Genomic DNA, 14,339 nt, shown 5'->3' with positions numbered 1-14,339 from the left:
TTTTTGAATTTAAGAAGGCTCTTATGTGAGATAACATAAGGGTCTGTTTGCATGTTCTACCTTTTATTATGTACAATAAGAATAAGAGATGAAATAGACAGGGAGAGGAAATCCATGTCCACTAAATTAGTAAATTTACGAATTGATTTTGCTTTTAAACAGTTATTTGGGACGAAAGGAAATGAAGAAATTTTAACGGGTTTCTTAAATGCAATTTTAGAGGAGTCTTTAGATGCACCTATTACATCGCTACAACTAGATGATCCGCATCTCCATAAATCTTATGAAGATGATAAATTATCAATTTTAGACCTATTAGCAACTTTAGATAATGGGACGCAGGTAAATATCGAAATTCAGCTTCGAAATACACATGATATGGTGAAGCGATCTTTATATTATTGGAGTAAACTTTATACATCCCAAATGCAAGAAGGGATGCCATATCGTTCACTTCGGAAAACAATTACCATTAACTTATTAGATTTTATTTTATTTTCTCAGGAAGATGAATTTCATACCATCGGACAATTATGGAATACAAAAATGCAACAAATATTAAGTGACGACATTGAAATTCATTTTGTAGAGATACCGAAATTAGTAAAACAATGGCGTGAAGAAAAAGTAAACCCTTGGGAAAATACATTTGTTCGTTGGATGTTATTATTACCAGCACATGAAGATGAACATTTAACTCAAACATTGGAGGAGATTGCGATGAATCAAGATCCAATTTTACAAAAGGCAATTAATAAATGGGAAAATATGAGCCATGATTCTTCTTTCCGAACAGCTTATGAAGCTCGAGAGAAATTACTTCTAGATGAACAAGCCAAGTTAGCACATGCAGAACAAGAGGGCATGGAAAAAGGTATTGAGCAAGGTAAGATGCAAATGATTCGAGGGATGCATGAAATAGGTGTACCACTTGAAACTATTGCAAAAGCAAGTAAGTTGAGTATAGAGGAAATAGAACGTATCTTGAAATTAAAGTAAATATATGAACCTTTAGTCAAATGAATAAAAGAAAGTAGACATTCATTGTTATAGTACGAGTAACAGAAAAGCATTGCTGAATAATTCGGCAGTGCTTTTTCTATATCATTTTTTGTTTTTCATACAGAATCACCCGTAAAAGTACTTTTTGTAGTTTAATTTTTCTGAATAATGAGTTACATCTTTAAAGTTCAAGCAACCATATGATAGTACAAAAGGGGAGAAATATTGTTATTATGCAAAAAATGAAATGGAAGAACTATTTATGTTATTTTGTTATTCTTATACTTCTTGGAACAGTAGTAACAGCCAAACCAGCTATTTCTAAGGCTGAGGAATCTGATGTTAATATTACATTGTTAGGTACGGCAGATATTCATGGTAGATTTATGCCTTGGGATTATGCACTTGATGGTGCAAATACGAGTGGAAGTTTAACGCAGCTTTATACGGTTATAAAGAAGGTGCGTCAGGAAAATCCCAATACCATATTAGTAGATGCTGGGGATACAATTCAAGGAAACTCAGTAGAGTTATTCAACGATCAACCACAATCGCCAATGATGGTAGCGATGAATGCAATGGGATACGATGCTTGGGCATTTGGAAATCATGAATTTAACTTTGGATTAGATACATTGAAAAAAGTTAGTGAGCAATATAAGGGAAAGACGTTAGCAGGAAATATTTACAAGGAAAATGGAGAGTATTTTCTTCCTGCATATACAATTGTTGAAAAAGGTGGAATTAAAGTCGGGATTATTGGTATGAATACACCAATGATTAGTGATTTTGAAAAAGGGACAGGTCATTTTGATGGTTTGGTAGTGAAAAATCCAGTAGAAGAGACAAAGAAGGCCATTAAATATATACGCAAAAAAGAGCACTCCTATACATCGCGAAAGGATGCTCTTTTTTATGTAAAGATAATCTTGTCTACTTTTAGTCTATCACCCTACGCACAATTATAGTAACGTGAATAGCCCGAAACAAATCTGTTTCGGGCTGGGGGTTCAATATTTTATCCACTTTATTCAACTTTTTTGTATTTGTAGTATGAATTTTCTGATTTTTTAAGTAAGAAAACTGGATTACGTTAATTAATAGATACTCCACCAGAGACATTCAGTTTTGTTGGTGCAGGCGTATCTCCACCATTAAATGAAGAGTGTTGTGATACATTTAAACTAATCATGCTACATGCTAATGTACTTACTATAATCGTACTGAATAACAATTTTTTTATTTTTTTCATTACTTTAACGCTCCTTTTCTTAAATGTTTCTTATCAGCATTTAATAAAGAATATGGATTGCCTGAAGACTATAAACCGGAAGATTTAGTTGTACCAAATGTACCATTCTCATTCAGTGGAACGCTAGAAAAGAGTTATCTTCGTAAAGAGGCAGCAGAAGCACTAGAAAGGTTATTTGATTTAGCAACGCAAGAAGGAATCCAGTTAAATGCTGTTTCTGGCTTTCGCTCCTATGATTATCAAAAAACCTGTATGCAAACAACGTGAAAAGAAAAGGACAAGAGCATACGGATCGCTTCTCGGCAAAGCCAGGACATAGTGAACATCAAACAGGATTAACGATGGATGTTTCTTCAAAAAGTGCAAATAATGAGCTAGAGTTAACCTTTGCGAATACGAAAGAAGGAAAATGGCTGAAAGAAAATGCGCATCGTGCAGGTTTTATCATTCGTTATCCAAAAGGCAAAGAGAGCATTACTGGATATGCATATGAACCGTGGCATATTCGCTATGTAGGGGATATTGCTGAAAGTATATATAAGAAAAAACTGACTTTGGAAGAATATATGAATCTGTAAAAATAGAATTGTAAACGATACTGCTATTTAAAAGATGAAAGAGGAGCGATTCATATATTTACAGTAATGTGAGATGTATGATCTTACGTGAGGTGCAGAATGATAAGGATTAGGTTAATATATGATGGGAATCATAGAGCAATGAAAAAGAATATAAATATTACGTATTCAGTTTTTTACTAAATAACAGGGCATCATTCTAATTAGAATGATGCCCTGTTACTTTTTAGCATAATCTATTGAATTACTTTTTCAATTTTAGGCATTACAGCAATTGGGGGTAAAGATTTGGTCCATGCAGCAGCATAAATATTTAACTGTTCACCTATAGTGTAATTTTCACCATTTGAAACTGGAACCCTTAAAATCTTATTTTGAGAAACTAACTCCCACCAATCATTTTGATAAGCGAGGGCTTTATCTTTTGTAGATGTAGCAGCAACCACTAAATAATTGTTTTCTACTGAAATGACATATCCAGTAAACGGCTCTTGTTCTTGTTTTTGAATAGAATGAATAGGTGTAGTGCTTACAGACGCTTCATTAGAATCTGCAAATGCCGGTGTTAATCCAAAAGTAAATCCACATCCTAATGTTAAAGCTGTTACGGTTGTTACTAATTTTTGTTTTTTTGTAAACATAATTATATATCCCCCTTATATTTTATCCCTACACGTGCCATTTTCTAGTTCTATACATATAAAGCCTTTTAATATTTAGATGCTTAACTAATTTGTCACAAATATCCCATAAATGTTAAAAATATCGATTAAAGGAAGTGGATTTGTGTTATAATTCACTAGGTGAACTGTTATTATTTCATTCATCCTTTGATGAATGGATACCCTTCCTTAATTGTAAATATGTTCGATTTTATTGGTGAAGAGGGAAGAAAACCCTCTTCTTTTTTTGTTCCTTCTATAGTTCGAGGATGCCTTAAGGAAGTAAAAAGATGGATTGTGTTTATATATTAGTAAAAACATTTGTGGCCGCTTTTGGTGGTTACTAGAGATGTTGGGGCGTAATATTTAAAGTTTAAGTAATCATAGGAGCCAATTGACTAGATTACAGGAGCGTTCACAATGGTATTTAACGGAGGATTGAAGTGTAAGTAGGATTTAAAATCATCATCGAATAGGTAGTTATTATAAGTTATTTCCCTAACAAATAATCAATTTTGTTTAAAATATAAGACTACTATTTTACTTAATCAAGTGATTGTTCACATTGTTAAATAATTACTTTGTGTGTTATTCATCTTGTTACCTTACAAAAATGTAAGATTTTTTTAATTGACACTCGTATATATAAGTAACTATACTAGTTACACAATGTTGGTGAATATATTTATTAGTCTCAATCTATAAGTGTATGTCGAAGGGTTCTTCTCGAAATAATAGTTCGATATAAGATTCTTTATCTGTAATATAGTGATGACGCCAACTTAATCTATATTTTATTCGAAGTCATATGATTTAAAGATGAACTACAATTTATATAATTTGCCAACTTGGAATAATTTCTTAGAGGTGCTAAATTTTGAAGAACAAATTAATTGCTACAGGAATTCTTGCTGGAAGTTTACTATCATATTCTACTAGTATTGTTGCAGATACTCACAGATTCCCAGATGTTCCTGCATGGGCTGACAAATCCGTTACTTATTTAGTTGATAAACAAGTATTGAGTGGTTATCCAGATGGGACTTTTGGTTCAAGTGATACACTAGATAGAGCTTCTGCAGCAACCATTATGACAAAGGCTCTTGGTATACACATTGATTTAAATGCAAAACCATCTTTTAAAGATTCACAAAACCACTGGGGAACCCCTTATATTGCCGCAGCTGAAAAGGCAGGAATAATTAAAGGTGAAGGAAATGGAATATTTAATCCTTCTGGAAAAGTTACTCGTGCTGCTATGGCTACTATGCTAGTGAATGCATATAAACTACAAAATAAAAACACTAGCAATGGACAAAGTAAATTTGAAGATTTAAAGGGCCATTGGGGTGAAAAGTTCGCAAATACTTTAATTGATTTGAAAATTTCAGTTGGTACAGATAATGGCTGGCAACCAAATAGATTCATAACACGCGCTGAAGCTGCACAACTAACTGCAAAAACAGATATGCTTCAATATAGTCATAGTAATCCTTTAGAAAATAAAACCATAATTATTGATCCCGGACATGGTGGCGAAGATCCTGGGAAATCCACAAAGGGATTACCTGAAAGTAAGATTGTACTAGACACTTCTTTACGTCTACAACAATTACTTGAAAAGCATACACCATTTACAGTTTTATTAACTCGTCAATCTGATAATAGACCAGGACATGATCAAAAAAGTTCTTTACAGGAACGTGTGAAATTTGCTAAACAAAATCAGGGTGATATCTTTATAAGCGTACATGCAAATGCTTTTAATGGTAATGCAAAAGGGACGGAAACATACTACTATAAATCTTCTAAATCTGAAAAAACAAATCCTCATGTGGAAGAGAGCCGTGTTTTAGCTGAAAAAATTCAAACTCGATTAGTAGACGCTCTTCAAACACGTGATAGAGGCGTTAAACATGGAGATCTTCATGTTATAAGAGAAAATGACATGCCAGCTGTGTTGACGGAACTGGCGTTTATAGATAATGGTATTGATTACAGTAAATTATCTACGGAAAATGGCAGACAAATTGCAGCAGAAGCCATTTATGAGGGGATTTTAGATTATTATGAATGGAAAGGAAATAATGTATCTGAATATAGGTTGTAATAAGCAAATAAAAATATAGTAATTCTCGAAATGAAGAATTCTATAATTTTTTTGTATTTTTTTAAACAAGAATTTTAAATATGTATTTAAAATTCTTGTTTAAATCGTTATTATGTGTTTTAATGATATTGATAATAGTTATCAGTAAAGAAGAGATGGAAATTAGCAAATCAAGTGTTGATAGTTATTGGCATAAAGATTAATAAATTTCTACATTGTAACGTTATAAATCTATCTCTAGTATTGAGAGCTAAAAATAATACGTTTATATCTTTTAAATGTTTAAGAAGGAGTGGCTGTCTGTATGAAAAAAGCAAAGGGAGTAGTTAAAAGTGTTGCCGTAGCATCCGTTATTATGTCTGGATCAATTGGTTTACAAGCAACATCTGCATTTGCAGATTCTAAAGGAACTGTAGAAAATCTTCAAAATGGTGGAAAAGTCTATAATAGTTTTAAAACTACTTATGACATGAAGCAGAATATCAAAAATTCAATAAAGGTTTCTTTTATTGAGGATCCTTACGCAGATAAAAAAATTGCAATTGTTACCACTGATGGTAGTAATATAGATGCGAAATATACAATTAATGGGGGATACTATAACGCAGGTTTAAAATGGCCATCGGCTTATCATACGGAAGCAGAAATAACTAGTGGTGATAGCGCTCAATTCCATAAAGCTGCCCCAGTTAATACAATGACTTCAGCAAAGGTTACTTCTGAAGTAGGGTATACACTTGGTGGAAGTGTTAAAGTTGGGGTAAATGATAAAGGGCCAAATGCCGATGCAAGTATTACAGGTAGCTTTGCTTGGAAAGAAAGTGTATCTTATGATCAGGTAGACTATAAAACGGTATTAGAGACTCACACAGATAAAAAATTAAATTGGAAAGTAGGATTCCAATCGTTTAATTTCCCAGAGTGGGGAATTTATAATCGTGATTCATTCAATACTTTCTATGGTAATCAACTATTTATGAAATCACGTAGTTATAATGAAGGAACGAATAATTTTGTTTCAAAAGACACAGTACCAGCTTTAACAGGATATGGTTTTTCTCCTAATGTAGTAGCTGTTATTACTGCTGATAAAACAGAATCTACATCAGATTTAAAAATAACAAATCGTAGAATTTCAGATCAGTACAATATTGAATGGGTAAGTTCAAAATGGTGGGGAACAAATAATAAGGATACATATAATGAGTTCTTTACAAACAACTATAAATTAGACTGGAAAAACCACCAAGTTACTCTTGATAACCAAAAAGCCCGTGAAGAACAAATGATTGGTATCAACAACGTGAATAACCAGCTTAACAAAGGAAAAGGAAAATTATCTTTTTCAATGAATGGAAATCAGCTTAAGGCTACATCTAGCAATGCTGGTTATGGTATCAGTTACGAAGATAAAAATTGGGGTATCTTTGTAAATGGTGAAAAGGTCTACACGTTTAATGAAAAAACAACTGTAGGTAATATCTCAAATGACATTAACAAATTAAACATCAAAGGACCTTATATTGAGATTAAACAAATCTAATCAGTAAATAAGGTACAATTGATGGATAATTATTTCATCAAAATATGAGTATAAAGGTTTATTTTAAATCTGTATAACGTAATGAAAGGACCAGATAAACTCTGGTCCTTATTATTTTTTGTTCATTCTTTTACTCAAGTAGAAAAGAGCGTAAAATACTTGAAAACTATTCATGTCACGCAGGGGGGATATTTTTTTTAGCATGGCGTTTAATTAGGATAGGAGAGATTGAAGAGCTGTCTCTTTTTGAGGCGTACGTTGTGTGGTGAATTGTTTATAGTAATGAAGACCTCATCGGTTGTTAAGTTACTACTTTAAATATATAATTAAATTTCATTAAAAAGATACTCTATTCAAATTCCTTATTGGATTTTTGAAGTGAAATATATATTATTTGAGGTGTGTGAAATGGGGAAGTCTCGTGAGCAGACGATGGAAAATATTTTGAAGGCTGCTAAGAAAAAATTTGGAGAGCGTGGCTACGAAGGTACGAGCATACAAGAAATTGCAAAAGAAGCGAAAGTGAATGTCGCTATGGCTTCATACTATTTTAATGGGAAAGAAAACCTGTATTATGAAGTATTTAAGAAATATGGCCTTGCTAATGAGTTACCTAATTTTCTTGAGAAGAATCATTTTAATCCTATTAATGCTCTAAGAGAATATTTAACAGTCTTTACTACGCATATAAAAGAAAATCCTGAAATTGGCACATTGGCATATGAAGAGATTATTAAGGAAAGTGCAAGATTAGAAAAGATTAAACCGTATTTTATAGGTAGTTTTGAACAGTTAAAAGAAATATTGCAGGAAGGGGAAAAACAAGGAGTATTTCATTTCTTTTCTATAAATCATACGATACATTGGATCACTTCTATTGTTTTATTTCCAAAGTTTAAAAAGTTCATTGATTCTTTAGGACCAAATGAAACGAATGATACAAATCATGAATGGATGCCAGAAGATTTGGTGAGCAGGATTATTTCTGCTTTAACAGATAAGCCTAATATATGAATTGCTCAGTGTTTATGAATCCTAATTTTCCTATTAAAAAGCCTAATTTCTCAATGTATTGTAGAGAAATTAGGCTTTTTCGACATTTCATTCAAATACTTTATAAACTAATGGCTTGATTTATTAATGATTCGAGTGAAGTCACATAGATATTGTTTTAGTTGCAACTGTTTGTTGAAATGCCTTATCATGCTCAACAATAACCATTGTAGGATTAAATTGTTGAATCAGCTCTTCAATTTGCATACGTGAGTAAATATCTATAAAGTTTAACGGTTCGTCCCAAATATATAAATGAGCTTTTTCACATAAACTTTTAGCGATAAGCAGTTTTTTCTTTTGTCCACCAGAATAATGAGATATATCTTTTTCAAATTGAATTCGGTCAAAGTCCATCTTTCGTAAGATGGATTTAAATAACGTCTCATCAATTTTTTGCTCTTCAATATAGTCTGATAGTGATCCCTTCAAATGAGAGGTATCTTGTTGGACATAGGAAATGGTGAGTCCTGTACCTAAAGTAACTAAGCCTGTATACTGTATCGATTGCCCTAGAATTAGTTTTAGGATACTACTTTTCCCGCTCCCATTCTTGCCATCAAGTACAATTCGGTCACCTTGTTCAACTATGAAGCTAATCGGCTCATTCACAACTTGGTCATCGTACTTAACAGACACGTCAGCCAAAATAACCAATTCATTTGACTTAAACTTCAATGCTTCTAATTTTAATGACTCAGTTTTCTCTACATTTTTTAGCAATTTTGACTTTTCTTCAATAGCTTTTTGTTGCCTTGATTCGAGGTTTTTTGCTTTTTTCATCATTTTGGCTGCTTTATGTCCTACAAATCCCTTATCCAACTTAGAACCTGAATTCCTTGTTCCATTTTTTGAAGCTTCTACATCATGAGACCAACTTGCTGAACGTTTGGAAGACTGTTTTAATCTTCCTATGTCTTTTTGTAGACGATCATTTGTAGCCTGTTCGTGCTCTTGCTGTCGATCAAAATTTAATTTCCAAGAAGAATAGTTTCCGCTTTGAACTTCAATATTTGCCCTATTTATAGATAAGATATGGTCAACGCATCCATCTAAAAAGATTCTGTCATGTGAAATTAAAATAAACCCTTTTTTCTTCTTTAGATAATCAGAGACTATTTTTCGTGCATCAGTGTCTAGGTGGTTTGTTGGTTCATCAATTAATAGAAATTGACCTTCATTTAAAAACAGTGCAGCAAGTAACACCTTTGTTTGTTCTCCATTTGATAAAGTTTTAAACGGTCTGTACATGACCTCGGCATCAACATTTAAATAGGATATTTCACGTAGAAATTCCCAATCTTCTGCTTGGGGGCAAATTTCTTCAAGGATTTCATGAGTAAATTTGTTCTTATCTGCAACAGGGTAGGGGAAGTAATTGAATTCTACCGAAGCAAGGATTTTTCCACTATACTCATAATTCCCTAATAATAAATTAAGGAATGTCGTTTTACCTCGTCCGTTTCTACCGATAAATCCTAGTTTCCAATCCGTATCTATTTGAAAGTTTACATCTTCAAAGATATTATCAAAGCTACCTGGGTATGAAAAAGTTAAGTCTTGAACTTTTATCATTGACATAATAATTCCTCCTTTATATATCGAAACGTTTCATATAAAGTCGGAACATCCATCCATTTTTTAATTTCTCTATATAAGTTTGATGGATATTAACGACTTATATAGAGCATTACATGTGTAACAATAGTGTCTGAATTAGCCATTTTTCCCGCTCCTTTATTTGTTAGGTAAATTTAGCGATTAATAAATTTCAACTTACATAAAAGGGAATAAAAAAATCCCCCAATTATTAATCGGAAGGATTAGTCTGTCTCTTATACTTAATAAGTACTTATTAATCATTTGAATCATGACAAATAAAGTATGAAATGAATTATAAAAATGGATAGACTAACCCTATATTTTGTAGTTTGAAGTTATAAAATTCAAATTAAAATATAAATTAGTTAATCATTATTCATCCATCATTCCTTTCATATTTCTATTTTTAGGGTAACATTCTTTTTGTGGAGATGCAATATCATCTTCACTTAATGTTAGATCATTTATAATTATTTGGCTAATTAGATTTAACAACAAATCTTTTTTATAAACATCGTATTTTATTCAAAATATCGTGTCTTTTGTCCATTAAAAGGTGAGCTATTTGAAATTGACATCACCCCCTCTTTGTAACTATAATGGTTACAACGGGTTTGGTAATTTCATTCGAATTTCTAAGTTAATGATAGTATATTTTCCTTCTTTCTAAGTGTGACAATAAGAGACTAACTATGTTGCAATTGAAGCTTAGATTCTATCTCATATTCAAAGAATAGTTAATTTGTATCATTCAAATTAACGATGAGCGAATACTTAAAAAACACATTTTACATCTTATTCTTTTGGGAATCCTTAGTTGAAAAATGGAGAATATCTGCGGGAAGCAAATAAGACTGTAGTATGTAGAAAGAAAACTTTTAAAAAGGTAATAATAAGGAATGATAGGTAACACTTAGTTTAATGAATACGAGTTGTGCCGTATCAAGTCATTTTTAAAAAAGTCTAGAAAAAATCAAGAAGGTGATTCCATTGCGTAAACATTCACATGTGCAATTTTATGTATTGATATTGGCTTTAGTAGCTTATTTAAGCTTTTGCTTTATATTTTTATTTGTTTTTCCGAATGAGTATTTTGTATCAGATTTTAATATACGACTATCATCCTTAGTTGTTGAAATTACTGTATTCATCTCATTATTTTACTCGATAGCATCAAGAAAAATTAAACTAGGAGTCTTTTGGGTTTGTATTACTATTGCAATAGGGTGTTTCTTGATAGGGAATTTTATATCAGCTTTTCAAGTACTTAATGTAGAATTACCAATTCAAAATTTTAATATCTCTGATGTGTTTTTGTTGTTTTTCTTATTCTTCTTTCTCTTTGCGTTCTTTTATAAAATCATGATGGAATGTAACAAGTGGGAAAAAGCGTATTTAATTTGTGATTTATGTATTGTTGTTACTGCTATTTTCACCTTAGAGTGGTACCTATTTAATAAACCTTCTGCAAATATCTTATTCTTATCAATTGGAGATGTTTTTCTTTCATTTATTTTCCCAATTATAGATTTATTGCTTCTTTTACTAGGAGTTAGCCTGATCTTTCGACCAGCAATTTTTAATGCGAAAAGCAAATTATTTATTTTTATCTTAGTATTAACTGGATTGTCCATTACGGATTACTTATATTTCTATTTACAAGATGATTTATCACAACGTTCACTTATATTATTAAGGTGCATGTATAGAGTTTTTCTATTATGTATTGCCATCGCTGCGACTTTCCCAAGGAGTGTATCTTCTAAAAGAAATTATTTTATTATTAATCCGACATTTGGAAAGAAACTTCTTGTCATATTCCCATATCTTGCAGTTGCAATATTAATTGGTTTTACTTTGAAAGAGCAAACTTCTTCATCTACACTGATTACGGGAAATTGTATTGCATTTGTATTTGTATTGATTCGTCATATAATTGTACGCATGCAAAACAAAGATTTAACTGAAACGTTAAAAGTGTTTAATAATCAATTAGAGCAAAAAGTATCTCAAAGAACGGAAGATTTAATAAAAAAATCTAATGATTTGGTGAAAAATCAAGAGAGGTTTAAGTCCTTATATGAGTATCATCCAGACCCTATATTAACTATTGATTCCAATGGTACCGTTTTAAATATAAACCAGTCTGGAAGTATATTATTAGGGAAGGACAGTGCTGCATTAATAGGAAAAGAGTGTTTCTCTATTTTTTTAGATGAAGATAAACCTGAATTGGAAGCAGCTCTAAAGATGGGAAAACGATGTAGTTCGTCTTCGTTACAGTTACGTGTGAAAAATAATAATGAGAAGGATATACATTTTTGGTATGTCACTATTGTTCCTATTATGATAGAAGGACAAACTTTTGGGAGTTATGTAATGGTAAAAGACATAACGAGGATGAAGCAACAACAGGATGAGATAAACTATCTAGCATTTCATGATACGGTGACGGAGATTGGAAATCGAATATTCTTCCAACAAGAATTAGACAGATCCATTGAGCGTGTACAAATAACACAGGATAAGTTTGGACTCCTATATATTGATTTAAACCGCTTTAAGACCATTAATGATACACTAGGTCATGCAATTGGTGACAGGGTTTTAAAAGAAGTTGCCAAACGTTTTAGGATATGTCTGTCACCAACTATTCCTTTAGCAAGAATAGGGGGAGATGAGTTTGCAATCATTGTCCATAACAAAACAGAGCAACAGCTTTTAGATTTGTGCGAAATACTATTTCGTATAACTGAAGAACCATTTGTAATAAATCAACACAGCTTTTATTTATCTCTTAGTATAGGAATAGCGTTGTATCCATTTGGAGGAACCAATGCCACAACACTTTTACAACATGCTGATATCGCCATGTATAGCGCGAAGGAAAAAGGTAACAATGCTGTTTGTATGTACGATGAAACATTATCTCAAAAAATAACAAGACGCTTACAATTAGAACAGGATTTACCAAATGCAATAGAAAATAATGAATTGTTTTTATTGTATCAACCACAAGTTGATAGTAAGGCAGGAAAGGTTATTGGTGCAGAGGCTTTAATACGCTGGCAACATCCAGAGTTCGGGTTAATTTCACCTTTTGAGTTTATACCTATCGCGGAAGAAACGTCGCAGATTATTTCAATTGGGAAATGGACGTTACAGGAAGCGTGTCGGCAACTAAAAGAATGGCATTCTGCGGGCTATTCAAATTTAAAGATGGGGATAAACTTATCAGCTATAGAGTTTGAACAGAAAGATTTTGTTCAAACGATTATTTCTACCATAGAAGAAATAGGAGTACCAGCTAACTTAATTGATTTGGAATTAACAGAGCGAATTGCCATGGTAGATGAAAAAGAAACTTTATCGAAGTTAAAAGCATTAAAATCATATGGTGTACATTTATCAATTGATGATTTTGGTACAGGATATTCTTCATTAGCGTATCTACCTTTGTATCCAATCGATACTTTGAAAATTCCAAGAGAATTTGTGAATAGGATTGGAACTTCAAATGATGGAGATGAAATTATACAAACGATTATTTCGCTAGCCCATACTTTAAATATGAAAGTAATAGCAGAAGGGGTAGAAACGAAGGAACAATTAATAGTGTTACAAAGTAATTCATGTTATCTAATTCAAGGTTATTACTACAGTAAACCTATAAATGAAGATGAATTTATCAATTTTTTAAATACGCCACAAAATAAATAAGTCCCCAAAGATATATTATGAAGTAAAGTGAGAAGACGTTCTATCCATTTGGTATAGAACGTTTTTCTTATGTTTATTTTCAAAAGATATGCAGTTAGGTTTCTGTTTTTGAGAGTAAATTTAGTATTCATATTCCCAGGAGTGGACTACCCGCCACTTAGCAAAGTCTGAAGTGGAAGCTTCTCAGTTCCGCGACGGAAAGTAAGCTTTCGATTCCCTGAGCGTTACTTCGGGCTGTGCCACTCCTTAGATGTCCTTCGCACGTTTGAGGAAGGAGAATTCTTTCGGGGAATACGTTGAAACTTAGAAAATATATTGATTCTATTATCATAATTGTGTAATATATGGTTATATTGTTAGTTTATTTAATTCCGTTTATTCCCACATCTTCTTGTGTTGTGGTTGAGTTGTAGAAGCAAGTTACGTCTTGTTTCAATTGTGAAAGGGCTTCTTTGAGCCGATTAGTGTATATATAGCTTATTTTGCTATGCACATTATTAATCGACTTGAAGAAGCCTTTTTTGTATTGTTTTCAAGTTCGCAGGCTGGGTTATAAATTTTAACAAATTATAAGAAAGAGGAGATATGAGAATGAAAAAAGATAATATTTGGACAGTATTAAATGATTCAAAAGAGCAGGAAACAAGACAGTAATCCAAAGGGCCGGATGATAGATATGTTGGTATGAATGAGCTATCGGAAATTACAGATGAAAAACTGCCATTTTAATAACGTCGAGGTAGTTTATAGAGGAGAAAAGGAAGAACTAAGTGATGTATATATTTGGATCTTCTTTTTTTTATTGCAAAAAAGGACT

The 14,339-nt window shown here is 32.1% G+C and carries 8 protein-coding genes and 2 pseudogenes; 7 read left to right on the top strand and 3 right to left on the bottom strand.

The window, feature by feature from the left end; all coding sequences use genetic code 11:
- The first annotated feature begins 114 nt into the window (after positions 1 to 114).
- Both ACXY7N_RS26615 and ACXY7N_RS26610 read left to right on the top strand, forming a co-directional pair.
- The gene (locus ACXY7N_RS26615) at positions 115 to 999 is read left to right on the top strand and encodes an Rpn family recombination-promoting nuclease/putative transposase (RefSeq protein ID WP_098343902.1); all 885 of its coding nucleotides are present in this window, start codon (positions 115 to 117) and stop codon (positions 997 to 999) included.
- A gap of 236 nt (positions 1,000 to 1,235) precedes the next feature.
- A pseudogene (locus ACXY7N_RS26610) lies at positions 1,236 to 1,880 on the top strand (metallophosphoesterase); the annotation flags it as partial.
- 215 nt (positions 1,881 to 2,095) lie between these two features.
- Here the strand turns inward: ACXY7N_RS26610 and ACXY7N_RS26605 are convergent.
- Positions 2,096 to 2,254 (bottom strand): Phr family secreted Rap phosphatase inhibitor, encoded by a 159-nt coding sequence (locus ACXY7N_RS26605; protein WP_016135871.1) that lies wholly within the window; start codon positions 2,252 to 2,254, stop codon positions 2,096 to 2,098.
- A 42-nt stretch (positions 2,255 to 2,296) separates the two neighbouring features.
- Here ACXY7N_RS26605 and ACXY7N_RS26600 point away from each other — a divergent pair.
- Positions 2,297 to 2,832, top strand: a pseudogene (locus ACXY7N_RS26600) (M15 family metallopeptidase); the annotation flags it as partial.
- Between the two features lie 236 nt (positions 2,833 to 3,068).
- On the opposite strand, the gene ACXY7N_RS26595 reads toward ACXY7N_RS26600, so the two are convergent.
- Positions 3,069 to 3,473: a DUF3221 domain-containing protein gene (locus tag ACXY7N_RS26595; protein WP_488592769.1), complete on the bottom strand. Its 405-nt coding sequence runs from the start codon at positions 3,471 to 3,473 to the stop codon at positions 3,069 to 3,071.
- Positions 3,474 to 4,371: 898 nt separating this feature from the next.
- On the opposite strand from ACXY7N_RS26595, the gene ACXY7N_RS26590 reads away from it, so the two are divergent.
- The 3 genes from ACXY7N_RS26590 to hlyIIR all read left to right on the top strand — a co-directional run bounded on the left by ACXY7N_RS26590 (position 4,372) and on the right by hlyIIR (position 8,161).
- Positions 4,372 to 5,604, top strand: coding sequence for an N-acetylmuramoyl-L-alanine amidase (locus ACXY7N_RS26590; protein ID WP_488592768.1), 1,233 nt, complete (start codon positions 4,372 to 4,374; stop codon positions 5,602 to 5,604).
- Between the two features lie 304 nt (positions 5,605 to 5,908).
- The gene (gene hlyII / locus ACXY7N_RS26585) at positions 5,909 to 7,147 is read left to right on the top strand and encodes a hemolysin II HlyII (RefSeq protein WP_488592767.1); all 1,239 of its coding nucleotides are present in this window, start codon (positions 5,909 to 5,911) and stop codon (positions 7,145 to 7,147) included.
- Positions 7,148 to 7,555: 408 nt separating this feature from the next.
- Positions 7,556 to 8,161, top strand: a complete 606-nt coding sequence (hlyIIR, locus tag ACXY7N_RS26580) for a hemolysin II regulator HlyIIR (protein ID WP_098343894.1) — start codon at positions 7,556 to 7,558, stop codon at positions 8,159 to 8,161.
- A gap of 141 nt (positions 8,162 to 8,302) precedes the next feature.
- On the opposite strand, the gene ACXY7N_RS26575 is transcribed toward hlyIIR, so the two are convergent.
- The gene (locus ACXY7N_RS26575; RefSeq protein ID WP_237982000.1) at positions 8,303 to 9,781 is read right to left on the bottom strand and encodes an Lsa family ABC-F type ribosomal protection protein; all 1,479 of its coding nucleotides are present in this window, start codon (positions 9,779 to 9,781) and stop codon (positions 8,303 to 8,305) included.
- Between the two features lie 1,011 nt (positions 9,782 to 10,792).
- Here ACXY7N_RS26575 and ACXY7N_RS26570 point away from each other — a divergent pair.
- The gene (locus tag ACXY7N_RS26570; protein WP_488592766.1) at positions 10,793 to 13,522 is read left to right on the top strand and encodes a putative bifunctional diguanylate cyclase/phosphodiesterase; all 2,730 of its coding nucleotides are present in this window, start codon (positions 10,793 to 10,795) and stop codon (positions 13,520 to 13,522) included.
- Positions 13,523 to 14,339: the final 817 nt, after the last annotated feature.

This window comes from Bacillus sp. 5w2, from assembly GCF_054353775.1.
The sequence above is the reverse complement of the archived record's forward strand: the minus strand, read 5'-3'. Positions and strand labels throughout refer to the sequence as shown.

Excerpts from the sequence above, each read along its gene's own strand:
- ACXY7N_RS26595 (WP_488592769.1), bottom strand. The coding sequence starts at position 3,473 with ATGTTTACAAAAAAACAAAAATTAGTAACAACCGTAACAGCTTTAACA.
- ACXY7N_RS26615 (WP_098343902.1), top strand. The coding sequence starts at position 115 with ATGTCCACTAAATTAGTAAATTTACGAATTGATTTTGCTTTTAAACAG.
- hlyIIR (WP_098343894.1), top strand. The coding sequence starts at position 7,556 with ATGGGGAAGTCTCGTGAGCAGACGATGGAAAATATTTTGAAGGCTGCT.
- ACXY7N_RS26575 (WP_237982000.1), bottom strand. The coding sequence starts at position 9,781 with ATGTCAATGATAAAAGTTCAAGACTTAACTTTTTCATACCCAGGTAGC.
- ACXY7N_RS26605 (WP_016135871.1), bottom strand. The coding sequence starts at position 2,254 with ATGAAAAAAATAAAAAAATTGTTATTCAGTACGATTATAGTAAGTACA.
- hlyII (WP_488592767.1), top strand. The coding sequence starts at position 5,909 with ATGAAAAAAGCAAAGGGAGTAGTTAAAAGTGTTGCCGTAGCATCCGTT.